The 18,301-nt window shown below is 57.1% G+C and carries 13 protein-coding genes and 3 pseudogenes; 11 read left to right on the forward strand and 5 right to left on the reverse strand.

Features of this window, described 5'->3' with window-relative positions; genetic code table 11:
- Positions 1-59 precede the first annotated feature (59 nt).
- Genes ccmI through ACP15K_RS02860 form a run of 3 tightly spaced genes read left to right on the forward strand, consistent with a single transcriptional unit; the run spans position 60 to position 1,992 of the window.
- Complete coding sequence (gene ccmI / locus ACP15K_RS02850; protein ID WP_424989744.1) at positions 60-1,286, forward strand: c-type cytochrome biogenesis protein CcmI; 1,227 nt, start codon at positions 60-62, stop codon at positions 1,284-1,286.
- Positions 1,283-1,759, forward strand: a complete 477-nt coding sequence (ruvX, locus tag ACP15K_RS02855; protein WP_424989745.1) for a Holliday junction resolvase RuvX — start codon at positions 1,283-1,285, stop codon at positions 1,757-1,759. The genes ccmI and ruvX overlap by 4 nt, the downstream gene beginning before the upstream one ends.
- Positions 1,756-1,992 (forward strand): DUF1289 domain-containing protein, encoded by a 237-nt coding sequence (locus tag ACP15K_RS02860; protein WP_424989746.1) that lies wholly within the window; start codon positions 1,756-1,758, stop codon positions 1,990-1,992. Before ruvX ends, ACP15K_RS02860 begins: the two co-directional genes overlap by 4 nt.
- A gap of 59 nt (positions 1,993-2,051) precedes the next feature.
- Here the strand turns inward: ACP15K_RS02860 and dusA are convergent, their stop codons facing one another.
- Complete coding sequence (gene dusA / locus ACP15K_RS02865; RefSeq protein WP_424989747.1) at positions 2,052-3,074, reverse strand: tRNA dihydrouridine(20/20a) synthase DusA; 1,023 nt, start codon at positions 3,072-3,074, stop codon at positions 2,052-2,054.
- Positions 3,075-3,182: 108 nt separating this feature from the next.
- Here dusA and ACP15K_RS02870 point away from each other — a divergent pair, with 108 nt between their 5' ends.
- A complete protein-coding gene (locus tag ACP15K_RS02870) occupies positions 3,183-4,358 on the forward strand; it encodes a tyrosine-type recombinase/integrase (RefSeq protein WP_424989748.1) in 1,176 nt (391 codons plus the stop codon).
- Between the two features lie 600 nt (positions 4,359-4,958).
- Here ACP15K_RS02870 and ACP15K_RS02875 read toward each other — a convergent pair.
- From ACP15K_RS02875 to ACP15K_RS02885, 3 genes and pseudogenes are all read right to left on the reverse strand, one after another.
- Positions 4,959-5,405 (reverse strand): annotated as a pseudogene (locus tag ACP15K_RS02875) (IS5 family transposase); the annotation flags it as partial.
- Between the two features lie 13 nt (positions 5,406-5,418).
- Positions 5,419-6,176, reverse strand: a protein-coding gene (locus ACP15K_RS02880; RefSeq protein ID WP_227364513.1) for an IS5 family transposase whose coding sequence is annotated in 2 segments (ribosomal slippage) — positions 5,419-5,855 and positions 5,855-6,176 — 759 coding nt in all. Because the reading frame shifts where the segments join, the coding sequence is not laid out codon by codon here.
- A 53-nt stretch (positions 6,177-6,229) separates the two neighbouring features.
- Positions 6,230-6,580: pseudogene (locus tag ACP15K_RS02885) on the reverse strand (IS5 family transposase); the annotation flags it as partial.
- A 133-nt stretch (positions 6,581-6,713) separates the two neighbouring features.
- Between ACP15K_RS02885 and ACP15K_RS02890 the strand changes: the two are divergent.
- Positions 6,714-7,238, forward strand: a complete 525-nt coding sequence (locus ACP15K_RS02890; RefSeq protein WP_424989749.1) for a DUF3238 domain-containing protein — start codon at positions 6,714-6,716, stop codon at positions 7,236-7,238.
- 837 nt (positions 7,239-8,075) lie between these two features.
- Here ACP15K_RS02890 and ACP15K_RS02895 read toward each other — a convergent pair.
- The gene (locus tag ACP15K_RS02895) at positions 8,076-9,032 is read right to left on the reverse strand and encodes an IS5 family transposase (protein ID WP_424989750.1); all 957 of its coding nucleotides are present in this window, start codon (positions 9,030-9,032) and stop codon (positions 8,076-8,078) included.
- Between the two features lie 97 nt (positions 9,033-9,129).
- Between ACP15K_RS02895 and ACP15K_RS02900 the strand changes: the two are divergent.
- From ACP15K_RS02900 to ACP15K_RS02925, 6 genes and pseudogenes are all read left to right on the forward strand, one after another.
- Positions 9,130-10,478, forward strand: a pseudogene (locus ACP15K_RS02900) (IS1380 family transposase).
- Between the two features lie 248 nt (positions 10,479-10,726).
- Complete coding sequence (locus tag ACP15K_RS02905; protein ID WP_424989751.1) at positions 10,727-11,941, forward strand: hypothetical protein; 1,215 nt, start codon at positions 10,727-10,729, stop codon at positions 11,939-11,941.
- A gap of 29 nt (positions 11,942-11,970) precedes the next feature.
- Positions 11,971-13,140, forward strand: a complete 1,170-nt coding sequence (locus tag ACP15K_RS02910; protein WP_424989752.1) for a hypothetical protein — start codon at positions 11,971-11,973, stop codon at positions 13,138-13,140.
- A 2-nt stretch (positions 13,141-13,142) separates the two neighbouring features.
- On the forward strand, positions 13,143-13,574 hold the full coding sequence (locus tag ACP15K_RS02915) for a hypothetical protein (protein ID WP_424989753.1): 432 nt from the start codon (positions 13,143-13,145) through the stop codon (positions 13,572-13,574).
- 855 nt (positions 13,575-14,429) lie between these two features.
- Positions 14,430-15,926 carry a MotA/TolQ/ExbB proton channel family protein gene (locus ACP15K_RS02920; RefSeq protein ID WP_424989754.1) on the forward strand — a complete coding sequence of 499 codons (1,497 nt, stop codon included), beginning with the start codon at positions 14,430-14,432 and terminating at the stop codon, positions 15,924-15,926.
- Complete coding sequence (locus ACP15K_RS02925) at positions 15,919-18,216, forward strand: DUF4407 domain-containing protein (RefSeq protein WP_424989755.1); 2,298 nt, start codon at positions 15,919-15,921, stop codon at positions 18,214-18,216. The genes ACP15K_RS02920 and ACP15K_RS02925 overlap by 8 nt, the downstream gene beginning before the upstream one ends.
- Positions 18,217-18,301: the final 85 nt, after the last annotated feature.

The following is an 18,301-nucleotide window of genomic DNA, read 5'->3' on the forward strand; positions in this document are numbered from 1 at the left end:
GCTGAAACGACCGCTTTTGACGCCTTTTTCCCGGACCAAAAAGCGCCTATGTCCCGGTCATGATGTTCTGGATCCTGACTTCGGCCCTGACACTGGCCTCTGCGGTGCTTCTGGCCCTTGCGCTCTTGCGCCGCCCGCAATCCGCCCCTGACCGGGCTGAATACGATATTGCCGTCTACCGCGACCAGCTGAAAGGCGTGGAGCGCGATCTTGCGCGCGGCGTGATCTCGGAGGAAGTGGCCGGGCGCACCCGGACCGAGGTCAAGCGCCGCATCCTGGAAGCGGACAAGGCGCGCTCTGCCCACGTTGCCCCCGGCACTGCACCGCGCGGTGTGACGCTGGCGCTGATCGCCGTCCTGGGCCTTGTGCTGGGGGGCGGCAGCTTTGCGGCCTACCTGAAGCTGGGCGCGCCCGGCTTTGGCGACCTGCCGTTGAAGACCCGGATCGAGAATGCGCAAACGCTGCGTGAAACCCGGCCCAGCCAGTCCGAGGCCGAGGCAAGGGCCGAGCCGCTGCCCGGCTTTCCCGAACGCGATCCGCAATTCGTCAAGCTGGTGGAGCAACTGCGCACGACTGTGGCGGACCGCCCCGATGATCCGCGCGGCTTCGAATTGCTGGCCAACAACGAGGCCGCCCTTGGCAATTTCTCCGCCGCCCACAAGGCACAGGCGCGGCTGATCGAGTTGCGCGGCGCCGACGCCTCGGCGGCCGATTATATCACCTGGGCCGACCTGATGGTGATCGCCACCAACGGCTATGTCTCGCCCGAGGCGGAGGCGGCGCTGAACGAAACGTTGAAGCGCGATCCGCACAATGGGCCGGCGCGCTATTACATCGGGCTGATGCACGCCCAGACCGGGCGCCCCGACATGGCCTTCCGCATCTGGAAGCCCCTGTTGGAAGAGTCCACGCCTGACGCGCCCTGGCTGCCCGCCATTCGCGGCCAGATCGAGGAGCTCGCCTTCCGCGCCGGCATCGACTATCGCCTGCCCGAAGCCGCGCCCCTGGGTGGCCCCTCTGCCGAGGACATGGATGCCGCCGCCGAGATGAGCCCCGAAGAGCGGATGGAGATGATCCGTTCCATGGTCGAGGGCCTGTCGGAACGTCTGGCCAGCGAAGGCGGCGCGCCGTCGGAATGGGCGCGGCTCATCACCGCCCTGGGCGTGCTGGGCGAAACCGGACGGGCCAACGCGATCTACGCGGAAAGCAAACAGGTCTTTGACGGCAATGCCGCGGCTTTGAACGAACTGGCCGAGGCCGCGCGCCGGGCGGAGATCTTGCAATGATCCACGACGGGTTCGAGGCCTTTGCCGCCGCCCTGCCCCCCAATCGCGCCATCATCTGCCTGGACTACGGCACCAAGACCATCGGTCTTGCGATGTCGGATCCGCGCCGCAAGGTGGCGTCTCCGGTCAAGACTATTAAGCGCAAGAAGTTTACCAAGGATGTGCTGGAGATCCTCACCTTCTGCCGCGAGCGCGAGATCTCGGGCGTCCTTCTGGGCCTGCCGCTGAACATGGATGGCAGCGAAGGACCGCGCTGCCAGTCCACCCGCGCCTTCGCGCGCAACCTGTCGGAGATGACCGAAATGGCCATCGGATACTGGGATGAACGTCTGAGCACCGTTGCCGCTGAACGGGCGTTGCTGGAATCCGACCGCTCGCGCGGCAAACGGGCAGCCGTTATCGACAATGTCGCGGCCAGTTTCATCCTTCAGGGCGCGCTGGACCGGCTGTCTTTCATGGAGACTTCCCGATGAACACCCCGGTCTGGAAACGCGACGAAATCGAAAGCCCCTGCGTGCAGATCTGCGTCATCCATCCCGAAACCCGCCTGTGCGCCGGATGCCATCGCAGTATGGACGAGATCACCGAATGGGGCCGGATGAGCGTCGAACAACGCGGGATCGTCATGGCGCAATTGCCGCAACGCGCCGCGGTGAAGCCGCGCCGCAGGGGCGGACGCGCGGCACGTCAGGCCCGCGAAAGCTGAGGTTTCAGGCAAGCAGGTCTTTTTGGCTGGCCGACACCTGAGCAGAGGGGACGGGTGATCTATTCCGCTGCCGCCGAAGACACGTCGTGCAACATTTCCAGCGCGTCCAGGATGATCCGGGCATCGGCCTCCGGACGGCTGGAGGCTTCGGACAGATGCCGCCGCCACGCGCGCGCACCGGGACGGCCCGCAAACAGACCCAGCATGTGCCGGGTCACAGAATGCACCCGCCCGCCTTCCGCCACATGACGCTCGACATAGGGGATCATGGCCCGGGCCACCGCGACCGGGTCTGCATGCCCCTGCCCGCCAAAGATGCGGGCATCGGCCTGCGCCAGGATATCGGCCGGCGCATGGTAGGCCGAGCGCCCGATCATCACCCCGTCCAGCCCATCGGCCAGGAAAGCTTCGGCCTGGTTCAGCGTGGTGATCCCACCGTTGACCGAGATGTGCAGATCCGGAAAGGCGCGTTTCATCTCAAGCACCAGCGGATAGTTCAGCGGCGGAACCTCGCGGTTTTCCTTGGGGCTGAGCCCTTTCAGCCAGGCCATGCGGGCGTGGATCGTCACCCGGCGAATCCCGGCTGCGCGGATGGTCTCAAGAAATGTCGGCAAGACTTCGGCGGGCACCTGATCGTCCACCCCGATCCGGCATTTGACGGTGATCTCGGCCTCACCGGCAGCATCGGCCATGGCCGAAACGCATTCGGCCACCAGCAGGGGATCCTTCATCAATACCGCCCCGAAGGCCCCCGATTGGACCCGGTCCGACGGGCAGCCGACATTGAGGTTGATTTCGCCGTAGCCCTGGGCCGCGCCCAGACGCGCCGCCTCGGCCAGTTCGGATGGCACCGACCCGCCCAGTTGCAGCGCCACCGGCTGCTCCGCCGGATCAAAACGCAACAGATGCAGCGCGCCGCCGTGCACCAGCGCCGGCGCCGTGACCATCTCGGTATACAGCAACGTATCCTTCGACAGCAGACGATGGAAATAGCGGCAATGCCGGTCGGTCCAATCCATCATCGGGGCAACCGATAAACGGGACGCATTAAGAACGTTGGATTTTATATTTTTATCAGCCATTTACCGCTCATCTATCCGCCTCATTACTGTCTCATTTGTTGTAATTCTCGCCCATTTTTGGCATAGTTTACAACAAATGTTGTAACTTGGGCCAAATGTTGTAACCCCATGGGTACCATCATCAAGCGAAAGCGCAAAGACGGCTCTGCCGCTTGGCTTGCCCAGATCGCCGTTCGGCGGGCTGGAAAGACTGTCTGGCGCGAAAACCGGACCTTTGAGCTGCGCTCGACCGCCGCGGCCTGGATCGAGAAGCGCGAGAAGGACCTCGCCAAGCCCGGCGCCCTCGAGAACCTGCCCATCGGAGAGACACGCCGCCGCGAAGTGACCCTCGGCGACGCCATCGACAAATATGTGGAAGACAGCGCGAAGGCAATTGGTCGGACCAAGGCGCAAGTCCTCAAGAGCGTCAAGGAGTTCGACATCGCGGACAAGCTTTGCGCCCAGATCGACAGCGCAGACATTGTGGCCTTCGCTCAGGAGAAGCTGAAGACCGGTGTCTCACCGCAAACCGTGGCCAACTACCTCTCCCATCTCAGCGCGGTCTTCACGGTGGCCCGTCCGGCCTGGAACTATCCGCTGGACGAACGCGCGATGCGCAATGCGATGATCGTCGCGAAGAAGCTAGGGCTGACGCAGAAGAGCCGCCACCGCGACCGACGGGCGACGCTGGACGAGCTCAATAAATTGATGGCGCATTTTCTTGATCGCTCGATCCGACGCCCCTCCTCCGTCCCAATGCATCGCGTCATCGCTTTTGCGATCTTCTCGACGCGGCGTCAGGAGGAGATCACCCGGATCACATGGGCGGACCTCGACAAGGACGGCAAAAGGGTCCTCGTACGCGACATGAAGAACCCCGGAGAGAAGATTGGCAACGACGTCTGGTGCGACCTGCCCGATCCGGCGCTGGCGATTGTCGAGGCGATGCCCAAACACGCGAGCCAGATCTTCCCCTACTCCACCGACGCAATCAGCGCGGCCTTCACACGGGCGACGCAGTTTCTAGGCATCGAGGATTTGCGGTTCCATGACCTGAGGCACGAAGGCGTCTCGCGCCTGTTCGAGATCGGCTACAACGTCCCGCATGCCGCGGCTGTCTCTGGCCATCGGTCCTGGACGTCACTGAAGCGATACACCCATCTGCGCCAGACCGGAGACAAATTCGAGGCTTGGTCATGGCTCGCGGAGGTCACCATACCAGACCCAAGACAACGCAAGAGACGACCGATGCGGCCTCTATCCGCACCCCGGGTTGGAAGCAAACCTTCTCGACGCTCCGGCTGAACCCCGCAATCGCATTGTTCATCTTCTCTGAACCTAACCAGTTTCATACAGAGCTGACGCACTGCCTAGCCCGAAGATGTGTCGCCAGTTGTTACTAAAAAGTTCCCAACTTGCTACGGAAAAACAGAGATTTCGACTGCGCTTGAGCAGTTAGAGGGGGTACAATGTTCGTTGGTGGCAGGGGCTCGAAACTCACGACTCCAGCTGTTGCGCAAGATGGCGGCCCCACGGTTTGCCGCGTTGGACTAATAGTCGCGGCATGAAAAGGTGCGGACAGCAGAACTTCCACTTTAGCGCTGACAGATGAACCGAAATTACATCTTCTGCACATTATCCGCACGCACACAAACGGCACAATCGCCTCCTAAGCCAAGAGTTGCGGCCCGATCCCACACGTATTCTCAAAAAGAAATTGAGCCCGCCAATCGTGGAGGAAACGGGTCTCAGGTCAACCTGATGCGCATCAGAAACGCTGCAAACCTGTCCAAAAAAAGTGGGACCACTTCACTGTATCCGCTCTACATAGGATAACTGTGACTGCGGAAGAAGAAGCGTCGCATATTCAACTTGTGGTCACTTCGATTTAGTCTCAAACCTAGGTCATGTTGACAAAAGGCGAACCCAGAGACGGATGGATGTGATGTCTAGGAAGCCGAGGAAGCTCTCGGCTGTTTTGTCGTAGCGGGTGGCGACACGGCGGGCATTCTTGAGCTTGTTGAAGCAGCGCTCGACCAGGTTGCGCAGGGAATACAAAGAGTGATCCACGCCGACACGCATCTTGCGGGATTTGCGCATTGGGATCTGGGTCAAAACATCCCGCGCCTCCATCTTTTCCCGAATATTGTCAGCATCATAGCCTCGATCTGCCAGCAGGACACTCGGCTCGGGGAGGTTGTCGGCCATGACCAGATCGAACCCCAGATAGTCGGATGTTTGGCCCGGGGTGATCTCCGTTCTCATGGGCAGGCCTGCCGCGTTGACGCGGAGATGGATCTTGGTCGTGAAACCACCGCGAGAGCGCCCGAAACCCTGTCGCGGAGTCCCCCTTTAGGCTCAGGACTCATAGCCAGTAGATGACCGTAGCGGCGAGAGCGATTGCCGAGAGGAAGACCTTCGGGCACCGGTCGTAGCGGGTGGCGACACGCCGCCAGTCCTTGAGCCTGCCGAACATGATCTCGATCCGATTGCGGCGTTTGTAGCGGCGCTTGTCGTATTTGACGGTTGTCTTCCGCTGTTTCCGGCCGGGGATGCAGGCGCGTATCCCCTTGTCTTTCAACGCTTCTCTGAACCAGTCGGCATCATATCCGCGGTCCCCCAGCAGCCAGTCGACGTCCGGCAGACTGTCACAAAGCGCCCGCGCACCGATGTAGTCGCTGACCTGTCCTGCCGTGACGAACAGGTTGAGGGGTCGTCCCAGGCTGTCACAGACGGCGTGCAACTTCGTGTTCATGCCGCCCTTGGTCCGCCCGATCAGGCGACCGCGCCCCCCTTTTTGACGCCCAGACTGGACGCAGTGCGGTGAGCCTTCAGATAGGTGGCATCGATCATCACGGTCTTCTTCTCGCCGTGCCCGGCCGCCAGTCCCGCCATCATCTTCGCGAAGACACCCCTTTCGCTCCAGCGCTTCCAGCGATTGTAGAGCGTCTTGTGGGGACCATACTCCTTCGGCGCGTCACGCCAGCGCAACCCATTGCGGTTTATGAAGATAATCCCGCTCAAAACCCGTCGGTCATCGACCCTTGGCTTGCCATGGGACTTTGGGAAGTAGGGCTCCAGACGCGCCATCTGCGCATCCGTCAGCCAGAAAGGGTCAGACATATCACCGCTCCGTTTTCGTAGCCGCGAACCACGCAAACCGACCAAAATCAATGGGTCCTGAGCCTAGCGCCCGCTGCCTGATGGTGTGCGCGGATCACGGTGCTATCGATCATCTGAAGGGCATCCGGCACGACCCTGCTTTGGTTCAGGGCATCCATGATTTCTTCCCATAGCCCAGTCAGTGTCCAACGTCGGAACTGGCGATATACGCTCGACCATTTACCAAAGTCTTCAGGCAGATCACGCCACGGAGCTCCGGTTCGGGCTATCCAAAAAATGCCATCAAGAACAAGGCGGTGATTGGTCGGTTTGCGCCCATTCGGCGCACGGACTGCCAGGATAAATTGTTCAAAGAACCTCCACTCCTCGTCCGACATCAGGTCTCGTGCCAAGCTGGTCTCCATCGCAGATACCAGTTTGAATCACGATCAGCGGTCGGTAGGAATCCCTTTTGTCAACACGGCCTAGCTTCGAGCGGTTCGAGGTGGTAGCTTAGCTTTCCAGAGGGAAACAAGGGCCGCCAAAGTGTCTTACTATTTGAACGTAGTTTTTGGATTTGCGCTCTCGCTGGGCGGAGTCTCGACTGGAATGCCGGTCCATGCCCAATCAAGTCAAGAAGGGTTCATTGAAACACGCATACTTGATTTCGACCCCCAAGCCGGTGTGAAATCGCAACACTTTTATTATGTCGACTTTGCAAATCAAACAGTCACCGCCTCTTTCGTCACAGGAACAACAAGGATCAGTCTCGGCATCATTGATTTTGAAGTTTCAAGCATTCGAGATAATTTTCGCGTCTCGTCAGTTTCATTCAACAGTGGTATCGCTTCGTTCATTTTAGAAGGCACAACTGCTTCTGGGATCGCAGTAATGCCAGACATAGACTATCGTTTTGAAATTACAGTGAGCAAAAGCAGTACAATATCGGTGCGTGGCTGTCATGATGCCTACCCTGCCTACCTCATTCAACACCAGGGAAGCACTGTGTATAGCTTTCGTCACGAAAGCTTAGATTTAATCAAGTTGTTTGGGACTTGTGATCAAGAAGTAAACGTGAATTGAAATGCCCCTTCTGATGCCTCGTCTTTTAACTCAGCTAACGCTTAATTGTCCTAGGGCTTTCACTTTCTTTGGAACATAATTTCCTATAAACGCAGACGGGGTAAGGGAAAACGATCAGGTAGATCGATTGATCTATAGACCCAAACTGGAGGCCATGGCGTCACCTACGCTGCCTTGATTGCTGCAGAGAATGAAACCCTCGCGGCCCGCAGGAGGCGGAGCGTTTTGAATGCGGGACAAAAGAGAAGTCACGTCTTCGGGGATCTCGCCAGAGAATTGTTCATCTGAAAGCCGGAGGAGCGCGAAATAGAGCTGCTGTGTAGAGGCTGCCGAGCCCGCGCATTCTCCAGGCGAGGCCGCTCCGATTGCGCAAATGGGTGCAAAGTAGGCTGAGACGAAGCCATTGTGGGAGTCGCAAACGGCCTCGCTTGAAAAGCGGACGTGCGGGACCGCCAGCGATACAGCAGAAAGGCCCACAAGTACGATCGCCGGGAGAGCCAATACCAATAGGACCATCATAACCGCCAATATCAGCGTTCGTACCATCGCTTCTCTCCCAGCACCTCTGCTAATCTCTTGACTCGCGTGGTAACGATGTCGGACGTTAACTTAAGCTGCAACCCGCATTCCCCAAGTAACTTGACGATTTCCGCGCTCTGATGCCCACTAACGTGTTATAATTCAGCACGTTAAGGAACGTCTGAACTACGGCTTCGGCTTTGCCGAGAGGCGGTTGCTTGGGCAGTGAAAGCGGCGCGCGCGCGTCAGGAGCGATGGATTTCTCCAGATCTGGCGCCCTGTGGCGGGCCGAAATGGGCGCTTCGGACGGACTCCGCCTCATGCCATCAGCTTCCGTCGCACGAGGAACAGGTTGCCGAGGGCGAACAGCGTGAAGAGTTGTGCGCGGTTCTTGGCCAGCCCTTGGTAGCGGGTCTTCAGATAACCGAACTGGCGCTTGAGCACGCGGAAAGGATGCTCGACTCGGGCACGGACTATGGCGATGATGCGGTTGATGTCCACGTCAATGGGGTCAAGTGCGCCGCCTTTGGGCGCCTTCCGCATGACGCCCCAGAACTTGCCGGGACCGGAGAATGCAGCCTCGCGCGCAACGCTGACATAGCCCTTGTCCGACCACACCGATGTCTCTCGCCCATGCAGTAGGTCGTCCCAGACCTGGCTGTCATGCACCTTCGCTATCGTGGTTTCGAGGCTGTGCACGATGCCGCTGTCGGCATCGACGCCGACATGCGCCTTCATGCCGAAGAACCAGTCATTCCCTTTCTTCGTCGACGACATCTCGGGGTCTCGGGCCCGCGCCTTGTTCTTGGTCGAGGACGGCGCGTCGATGATCGTCGCATCCACCAGCGTGCCCGAGCGCAGGGTGATGCCCTGATCGGCAAGATGGACATTCACCTCGGCGAACAGCTTCTCGGCCAACTGGTGTCTCTCCAGCAGGTGGCGAAAGTTCAGGATCGTCGTTTCGTCCGGGATGCGATCATCACCGAGCTCGATACCAGCGAACCGGCGCATGGCCTCGCTGTCGTAGAGCATTTCCTCGGCCATGGGATCGCTCAGCGCATACCATTGCTGGAGGAAATAAACCCGCAGCATCGTCTCCAGTGGCATCGGCGGACGCCCTCCGCGCGCACCACGTTTCGGGTAATGCGGTTCGATCAGGGCCAGCAACCGCGTCCAAGGCACCACCTCCTCCATCTCGGCCAGGAACTTCTCACGCCGCGTCTGCTTCTTCTTCATCGCGTGGCGGAGACCGGGAAAGGCTGGCTGTTTGGGCATCGGCGGGCATCCTTCTTCGTCCCGCTCAGTCTATCCCAACACGCTCAGGGCGGGAGGTTTTTCAGACTCTCCTTAAAATAGACAGGGGCGAGACTTCATGGATCACCCGAAGGGTGCGTGCAAAACGGATAATGTTCGGTTCGGTTTTGACCGTCGGGTGCGTCTGGAATTTCATGGCTCGAAGATCAGTTCCGATGGCGGATTGCTGCTGTTCCGGGAACTGGATGAGGTGCTGGGCCTGCACGACATTGCTGGCGGATTGCTGAGAGACACGCGAACTGGCCACAACCGGCTGCATTCTCTGGTTGGCCTGTTGCGCCAGTCGGTCTTCGGGCGACTGGCCGGATACGAGGATGTGAATGACGCGGATCGTTTATCGCTCGATCCGGTGATGCGGCAGGTGGTCGGGGGACGGGCCGTCGATGCCAAGGCTGCGTCTGCGAGCCAGATGGGACGGTTCGAGACCGAGGTCTTGGCCAAGGCCGACAATCGCACTGCACTCGCTGATCTGTCAGGGCACTGGATCGACCGGGTTCATGTGTCGGCACCACCCAAGTGGATCACGCTGGACATGGATAGCTCGGCAAGTCCCACCCACGGCGCGCAGGAGGGCACGGCCTGGAATGGGCATTTCGGCTGCATGTGCTATCACCCGCTATTCGTCTTCAACCAGTCCGGTCATCTGGAACGCTGCGCTCTGCGCCCCGGCAATGTACACAGCGCCGACGGATGGGAGGCGGTCCTGAAGCCGGTCATCGCGCGATACGCGGATCGACACCTGATGCGGTTCTTCAGGGCGGATGCCGCCTTCGCTATTCCGCACCTCTAGAGATGCTGGAAGCCGAGGGTTATTTCTATGCCATCCGCCTGCGTGCCAATCGTGTTCTGCAAGGAAGGATCGCGCATCTGCTAAAGCGTCCTGTGGGTCGTCCGCCCAATCATGTCCGCCGCATATACGCCGACTTCGAGTATCAGGCGGCATCCTGGGACAAACCCCGGCGCGTCGTTGCCAAGATCGAGTGGCATCCCGGCGAGTTGTTTCCCCGCGTCGGCTTCGTCGTGACCAACCTGCCGATGGAGCCAAGTTGGGTGGTGCGTTTCTATAACCAGCGCGGCACCGCCGAGCAACACATCAAGGAAGGCAAGCAGGCGATCAACTGGACGCGTCTCTCGTGTAAGGGCATGGAGCAGAACGAGGTGCGGCTTCAGCTTCACGCATTGGCCTACAATCTCGGCGTCTTCCTGCAAGGCACAGACCTTCCCGAGGAGATAGCCGACTGGTCATTGACCAGCCTGCAAACCCGGCTGATCAAGATTGGTGCGCGGGTTGTCCGCCATGCCCGTGCCATCACGTTCCAACTGGCCGAGGTGGCTGTCGGCGGTGATCTGTTCACCCGCATCCTCGCGGCCATCCATCGGCTGCGTGCGCCGCCGGTTCCCGGATGAGGACCTCAGCGGCAGAACCCCGGGGAAAGCGGCTCGACCGGTCTGTCCAAACGGGTATCGATCAGACTAAATTCCGGAGCAACTCCACCGTCGTGACCAGAAATCGCACCCAGTTCACGCGTCAGATGCCCGAACCGCGGGACATCTCGACCCGGAGGCTTGATCGAGGCGCCGAACTGCAACATCATGCAGGACAAGGCATTCTACTTGGGGAATGTCGGTGCAAGTAATTTTGATTGGAGAAGCATATGCCTGCCTTCAAAAACATAATCGTCGTCTCTTTGTCAGCCACAATCGCATTTTCGCCGGCATTGAGGGCACAACAGTTTTCAAACAGTGCAGAATATGAGTCGAGCAGGCAAGCCGAACTTGAGATGCGTGTTGCTTATACGGAATGCAGGCTTGAGGGCAGAAGTGAGGAGCAATGCCGCGCACCAAGTCTTGCTGACGAGGATCAGCAACGAATCAGAGAAATGGCCGACGAGATCGACCGGCGAGCGGCCGTTCTTTATGAACAGTTTCCCGAACTCGAAGAGACAATCAGTGGTGCGACGGAAGGGTTTAGTCGTGTTATCCGGGAGTGCGCAGAGGTCACGGTCAATGAGGACGGAACGACCGGGGAAACATGTCTGGAAGAAACATTCAACGATGCGACCACGGCACTGGGGAATGCGGCACGTACGGCACGACAGGTTTGCGACGCTCTGCCTAACGCTGATTCTGCTACAAAGAATCAGTGTTCAACGGCAGTAGACGAGTTTACCTCGTCCGCCAACCAAGAGATGGAGAAGTTCCTCTCAGCTATGGCTCCGGTTCTAGCGTTCTGCGCGGCTTCCGCAGGGACGGGCTGCGCTCTAATGGCGATCGCAGCAATCATAAGCCTGTTTCTCGATAGCGGCGGCGGCAGCGGTGACAACGGCAGCGATAACGGCGACCGAACTGCAAATTCTGGGAACCAGCAAGACCCGAATCCGGATGACCCAGGTCAAGCTGTAGACCCAGTTCGCGCAAATGATGCGTTCGACGACGGAGGTGAATGGACGGTTCGCGATGCAGGAAGCCAAGTAGTGTTTTCTCGGGGAAACGACAATTTCAGTATTTCTGGGTTTTATCGCGAGGAAAATGGCGAGGCAAAATTCGTCAGTGTAAATCCCAATCCCGCAACGGATGCAATTATCGCGGAAGTGCAACAGGCTGGCTCAATTGCCGACTTTATTGCGCGTAACGCCCTCGACCATGAAGTCCCTCCGCAGAAATTTGTCGTCGTCGAGGTGGATCAGAGTCAAAATGGCGCAGCATATAAGAACTTCGCGATCCAGATATGCGCAGCGCGCGAGCCCGGAGCCGGAACTGGCACGGGGGAACCACATGTCTTTCTGCGCTTCCTCCAACGGCGGAGTGCCGGAGGGGCGTGGGAGTACCCGATCCTGGCCGCAGGGCGCTGCACTCTCGCCCGCCAATAATCCCTCGACACTTTCTGGGGGATTGGGCTTTGTCCGTAACGGAAAACATCAAGGTCGATCTGTCGGCGAGCCTCGTTTTCGCAATGATCTTGATATACAAGCTTTCTATGGATGACGCGCGGCAACCCGCCCAGCCGCAGGCAGACAGCTTCCGCATCTCTGTGGTGTTCCGTGAGGATGCGTTGACTAGGAGCCAAACGGAGCAACTTTGGCCAATCATCCAAAATTGGACAGTCTACAACCCTTGGGTCGAGTGGTCTCAGCAAATAGCAAATGATGTACCGACTGTGTCCGAGGTCACCTATCTTGATGGCACCAACCAGCTTTTTTCCGGGCCATTCCCTCCAAGTGTTGACCTCCGAGGCCTTGCAGAAGTTTTTCGGACTGACTTGCTAGTTCCGATCGCTGCCGCGGCAGGTGAGCCAAATGCTCCATCAACCACGGCAGGCTGGCGCTGTGGGGTAGAGCCAGTAGTCCGTGTGCCTGAAGAGCATATGCGTTATGTTACAGATGATGCCGATCAAGCAGTTCAAGTAGCCATTGTGGGCAGCGAAGACTTCGAGATCCGCCACCGGCTGTCACGCCTCACATCCGGTTCTTTCTTGGTGCCAATGGATGATACCGACCCTGAGGTGGACCTAGCAGCAGCTATTCAGGGAGCCGTCGGTGCAATCCCCCCGCTCTCTCTGCCTCCGACTTTCTACACTCCCGAAATCTCAACCTTGGTCTGCGATAGCGGCCAACAGTTGAGCCCATTTGCTCCAACTTCCGCCAACCAAAGTAATGCGTCCAACCTTTGCTTTAATGCCCCCTTCACTGAATTTGCCGATGCGTTAGCCTATGCAGGCTCCGATCCTCTTCCTCCCCTGACCGACCCTGATGATCCGGCAGGCGACCGGTACCAGTATTTCGCCTCTGCCGTTCTGGAACGCGCACCCTTCGCCACGTTTTCATGCGAAGCGTCCTCGTCAGTCCTCAACCAGACAGACAGCATTTATTTATTCATCGACGGCACTGACTTCCGAGGCATTGACATTCTCGCTATGTCAGTTTTGTCACGCTCCTATCCCGAGCCACGGATATGGACAGCGTGGGGTGCTGACCCGTTTCCCGGTCGTATTGAGCCAGGCGCTTATTCCTTGACCGAAGGCAATGCTCGAAGGTTGACTTCTGGAACCATGATCGAGGTGAGGCTCTGACCATGGGCAAGTTTGCGACTGCTGCCACGGACGTTTTCTTCTGCCTCCTCGGTATTTTTGCCGCCCTATATGCCGTGGTGCCCAAGGAGAGTTTTGGAACATCGTTCCGCCCACTCCTTTCGGTCACATGGCCTGCTACCGAAGTCGCCGAGTGCCTCATACAGATCGAGTTGATGGTCAATTCGGAGAAGAGAGACATTGGCATGCCTGACCCTGACTACGGCGGTTTCAGCAACGATGAATGTCGCTGGCAGGTGATCCTAGATGACGCCGGTACAGGTGGGCAGGACATAGTTTTGGAAGTAATTCTACCCTTTCTCCTTGGTTGCGCAGAGGCGACCTTTGCCGAAGCAGAACCAGCGGAGCTTTGCACCAACGGGACGACGGGAAACACCTCCGCCACGTTAACTTGGGAGGTGGGCGACAATGCTTGAAGCTTTGTGCATGGCGCTCGGAACGCTTTGGAATGACCCGGCTGAGCATGTACATTTGACCACCGCCGACCGTTATCAAATCGGTGCCGGCGCGCCCAGACATTATGGTGAAGTTCGGAACGGTGACCGTTGTTCATGGCTGGCCTGCTATCCAGGGAGCCCTAGTGGACGGCTTCTTTTGGAGGTCGGGGTCGCGGCAGGAGAGAGTTGCCCCTTCGAGCCTGCCGGAGACCCGCTCGTAGCATTGAACACCGGCGTTACTGTTGAGGCAGGACAGTCGGCACTTCCGACACCACCCTATCACCACCCAGTGGTACCGCCTGAATGGGAACCCTATGTCGCTACACCTTCCGGTGAGGTTCTTTGGCTCGCGGTAGCTTCGTCGGGTGGACCTCCAGTAGCCGTGGGCTTGCAATTGGGATCTGTCGATCTTTTGGTCGCTGATGCTCGCGAGCCCAGCGCACTGGCCGCCGATCTCGCCCTTTATCGGGGGATCGGCGCTGCGGGGCCGCAAACTATCCTGCTTGTTGGCGGGGCGGACTTGAGTGACCTAGCGCGTGTTGCTGCCGAATTTAAATCCGGCGGATTCCCCTTGGTCGACATCGGGATGTTAATCGTGTCGCAGGACGGAGCCGCCCTTCGCATGCGCGCAGCACAGCGCGCCGCGTTCCTTGACTATTCAACAGGCGTGCATCCCGTAACTGCGCCCGCGTCAGTACCTGGCGATGAGCGCGCCGCGATAGCAGCGCTTGGTTGTCTCGGTCTTCAGTCTGGACATCGCTTTGCAGGGCGTTTTGTGACTTTCGCGTTTCGCGCCAATCCCAGTGCTCCTCCGCTTTTGTGGGAGACTTGTTCATGAGTAGCTTAAACCGCCAGATCCCACTCCGTCCGCGTTATTCGGTATGGCTTTGGTTGGCCATAATGCTGCCTGTATTCTTTGGTGTTGGGTCGGCGCTCTACTTCAGTGCGTGGACATCTCGAAGCACGGAAATCGCCCACGAGGTCTATTGCGCTATTCATGACGGCGGTTACGAGGTTGCGGAAGACCCCGACATTGGATTTGAGCAAGCTGGTTTGGGCTATGCACTTGTATTCCGGAACGTTTATGCAGTCTCGTCAAGCTTGCGTGAAAAGGTCGATGAAACAACCGCTCCGACCTCAACCCCTAACGCAACCGCTACATTCGCCGAAGTTCCCCCTGCGGACTCTCCAACCTTGACAACTACAACAGAAAGAACGGTACTTCCCTGTCCCGGACCCACTCGTGAAAGCACAACGAGCGAAGCCGAAACCGAAGTAAATGAGACTCAATACCTGCCGGCTTCTTGTAGGCAGCGGGAAATCTCTCGGATAAGCTTTTTTCCACCTAACGTTAGCCAGTCATCTACTTATGAATCGATTGCTCGCGCCATCGAGGGCTGTGCCGGACGTGACGACTTGGGCCAGGCGACAAGGCTATGCACAGGTACTCGCGACGAGGCACAACGCGACCTCTGCGCAGTAAGCAGAAACCTCACTGGTGCGCTTTACGACTACGACCTCACCACGTCGGGAATGGTATCAAAGTGGTTGGGGATTCTCGCGTCTGTTCAGTTTGGTCTCTTTCAGCTTTTCGCCGTAGTTATAGCCGTGGTGGGCATATACCGGGTGCGCCACCTCGTGGCAGATCTCGGAGGAAACGGTGATCGACGAAAAGAGCGCACAATCGCTTCAATCAACGAGACGATAAAGATCGCAATAGAAGGCACAGCCGGCAAACCAGACAAAGCCTCGCGATACCGCGGCCGAATGCGTGACTTCAGAGACGAAGCCGCCAAACTCGTTTCCGAACACAAGGAATGGAGCGGTACAATTGTACAGCTTGGGCTCCTGGGTACGCTGACTGGAATGGTGCTTCTATTTGCGTCACTGGAACGCGGCGAATCTGCTGACGCACTCACCGCTCAATTAGCGCTATCGGAGATGCTGGGATCGCTGGGGCTCGCTTTCGGTACAACGATTTTCGCAATTATCGTAAGCATGGTCTACACTAGGCAAATTGATCAAGACACTATGACTGTGATGACGCGGATCCGACACGAAACCGACCGCGGTGAGTTGGAGCTCCAGGAAGAAGAATTACCGACCCCTGAGACCGAAACTCCCGATTTCAACCTCTTTGATCTTGGAAGCAAATGGGTCGGGTCTCGAGTGCCGTCTACAGAGGCTCAACTACGAGAAACGCAAGACAACACAAGATACCGTCGGTGGTGGCTGCTTGGAGTGGCTGCAATAACTTTAGCAATTTTGCTCTTGACGCTGTCATCCATAGTGCTGGGCGTTGTGACATTTGGAGGAGAGTTAGGTGGCTGAAGACGGCGAGAAGAAAACTCCGGATCTCCAAATAGACAGTGAAAAGGCCACTGGCCGTGCAACCGCGGCAAGCGGGCGAAACGCAGAGGATACTAGTCGTACAGATTATGACGGGGAGATACGACAAAGTCGCCAATCAGGGACCAATCCTACGGAAGGGGAAACAGTATCGAACTCTCAGGAACTTGAGGGAAGTGACGGTGACAACAGAGCGGAGCGCGATGGCCAAGTAGAGCCGAAGGCCGAAGAGACAGTAACAGACGATGGGTTCAGCCGCCAAAACGCCGATACTGAAGAGACAGAGGCCACCGTCAGCACCCCACACCCCAAATACGTCGAACAGAACGATCACGCGAAAAACAACAACGGCTCAAAGCAACACCCATTCAGTCCAAATAGGCTCTTGCTAGCTGCTGCCGGTGCAGATCCAGAATGGTTTTTGAAGAACAAAAATGCCAGCGAAGAAGAACGAAAGCTTCGTAATCAGGGACTTATCATCTGCATTACCGCTTCGTTCGCAGCATTAAGCTCATATTACTTCTTCTCATCCTTCTTTGACGACGGCACGTACGTCGGCGCAATCGCTGGACCTGTTTTTACCGTATTACTTACCATAGTATGGGCCGCAGTAATTTTTGCCGTAGACCGAGCAATGCTCATGACAATGCTTGGTAGTGAGGGAAGGAAATTGGTTCCTGCACTGAGCCGCCTCATTCTCGCAGCTGCAATTGGCATTATTATCGCCCACCCTCTAAAAGTACAAATTTTTGCGCCAGAGATACAGTCCAGCTACGAAACAATGCGAGCCGAATTCTTTTCGGCAAGAGATGAAAGGCTGCGTATAGAGAGATCCTCACAAATGGCTGAAATAGTCAGCCAATTTCCTGACCCAGACCTTGTCGACGGAGCTTTAGAAATTGAGCAAGCAATCTTGCGACGCCGCGGTGAGTTGGAGATATTGGATGCTGCAAGATTATTTGAGTTAAGTGGCGCGAACGAAATATACATAGATGATGAAAATCTTCACAACCAAGCAGGAAGAGTAATCTCATTTACGCTGCCACTTCTCACTAGTCCAATCGAAGTAAGCGTTTCCACCTTCCCGGCCAATGCAGACCCTCGCAACCGATCTGAAGTCGAGAACGAGTGCCGGACAGCCCGTGCCGCCGACGAATCTCAGGCAATTCTTCGAGACGTGCATAGACAATACAATAGCCTCGTGCAGTTGAATAATGGCCAAGATCACAGAGTAATTTCGGCAGTAGCGCTAGGCGCAACACCATCTACTCTCACTGCATTTTTGTTGGAGAATCGTCGTTATGTTCCCGGTGGTGCCAGCGCGGGAAGTGGAGGCTTGTTAAACTGTGACTTGTTCGCCTGGGCACGGACTGCACTCATTTCTGTAATCAATGACTACGAGTCTGAACTTCGGTCTCTGGGAATTCCGGATAGAAACCTAGCCGAATTCAGAACCGGACTTCAATCAATACAGAGGCTGAATGAGATAGCGCTTACTTCGCAAAGGTGCATTGTCCCGATGCGCAACTACTCTGTAGCAGATCAAGAGCGCGATGATGCGGATGCCAGAAACCTCAATGATGGTGATTTGGCATCAATTCGGAGCAGAATATTTGATCCGTTTCGGGATCCAAACACTCCCTTATCCTCTCAAGAGTTCAGATGGGTCTCGTATATATGCGCACAAGATTATCCAGACCTTTCCTTTATGTGGCGGACGGCCATCTTGTTTGATCTCGCTTCCAACAAACAAGAGGGTTCGTTTCTTGGAACTGAAATCTATAATTGGGTTGATGAAGATGCTGCGCCGGAACCACCAAGAGCGCCGCACGGTGCGGTCAATTCGAAGGAACTTCTTTCGCTTGGCATTTTTCCGCCGTCAACCGCTGCAATTGCATCAATAGCGATCACGTTACTGTTTGTTCTTGTCGAGATTTTGCCATTATTGTCAAAGCTTTACAGTCGCCCCGGCCCCTACGAGTTGAGCGTTGCTCACAAAAACAGACAAGCAGCAATTGATTTTGCAGAACACAAAGAGTCTCCTCAGGAAGCGGCGGAAAGGCGCAGTCGCGAGGCTGACACGAATTATGATGAAAAGTACGTCCTGCAAACCCGAGAAGCGACCATGGCTTTCCGCGGACTTATTCTTCAAAAAAAAGCAGAGCTTGCAGTATCTGACTTGCCAGAGGATGTCATTCGAGAAAGGCTTCGCGGACTCGACAAAAGCCTAGAGGACTTCATACTTGATAATAACGCCAGTGATAGGACGTAAGCAAATTTCTTGAGAGAGGAAGTTGGCTGCTTCTTGCGACTACCGTGAGTTTATTCATACAGATATTTTGGTCGCCGCCGTGTTA

Origin of the sequence: Fluviibacterium sp. S390 (genome assembly GCF_049800695.1) — a bacterium.
Classification (GTDB): domain Bacteria; phylum Pseudomonadota; class Alphaproteobacteria; order Rhodobacterales; family Rhodobacteraceae; genus Meridianimarinicoccus.

Coding starts and splice junctions, on each gene's coding strand:
- ccmI (WP_424989744.1), top strand. CDS start 60: ATGATGTTCTGGATCCTGACTTCGGCCCTGACACTGGCCTCTGCGGTG.
- ruvX (WP_424989745.1), top strand. CDS start 1,283: ATGATCCACGACGGGTTCGAGGCCTTTGCCGCCGCCCTGCCCCCCAAT.
- ACP15K_RS02860 (WP_424989746.1), top strand. CDS start 1,756: ATGAACACCCCGGTCTGGAAACGCGACGAAATCGAAAGCCCCTGCGTG.
- dusA (WP_424989747.1), bottom strand. CDS start 3,074: ATGGCTGATAAAAATATAAAATCCAACGTTCTTAATGCGTCCCGTTTA.
- ACP15K_RS02870 (WP_424989748.1), top strand. CDS start 3,183: ATGGGTACCATCATCAAGCGAAAGCGCAAAGACGGCTCTGCCGCTTGG.
- ACP15K_RS02895 (WP_424989750.1), bottom strand. CDS start 9,032: ATGCCCAAACAGCCAGCCTTTCCCGGTCTCCGCCACGCGATGAAGAAG.
- ACP15K_RS02905 (WP_424989751.1), top strand. CDS start 10,727: ATGCCTGCCTTCAAAAACATAATCGTCGTCTCTTTGTCAGCCACAATC.
- ACP15K_RS02915 (WP_424989753.1), top strand. CDS start 13,143: ATGGGCAAGTTTGCGACTGCTGCCACGGACGTTTTCTTCTGCCTCCTC.
- ACP15K_RS02920 (WP_424989754.1), top strand. CDS start 14,430: ATGAGTAGCTTAAACCGCCAGATCCCACTCCGTCCGCGTTATTCGGTA.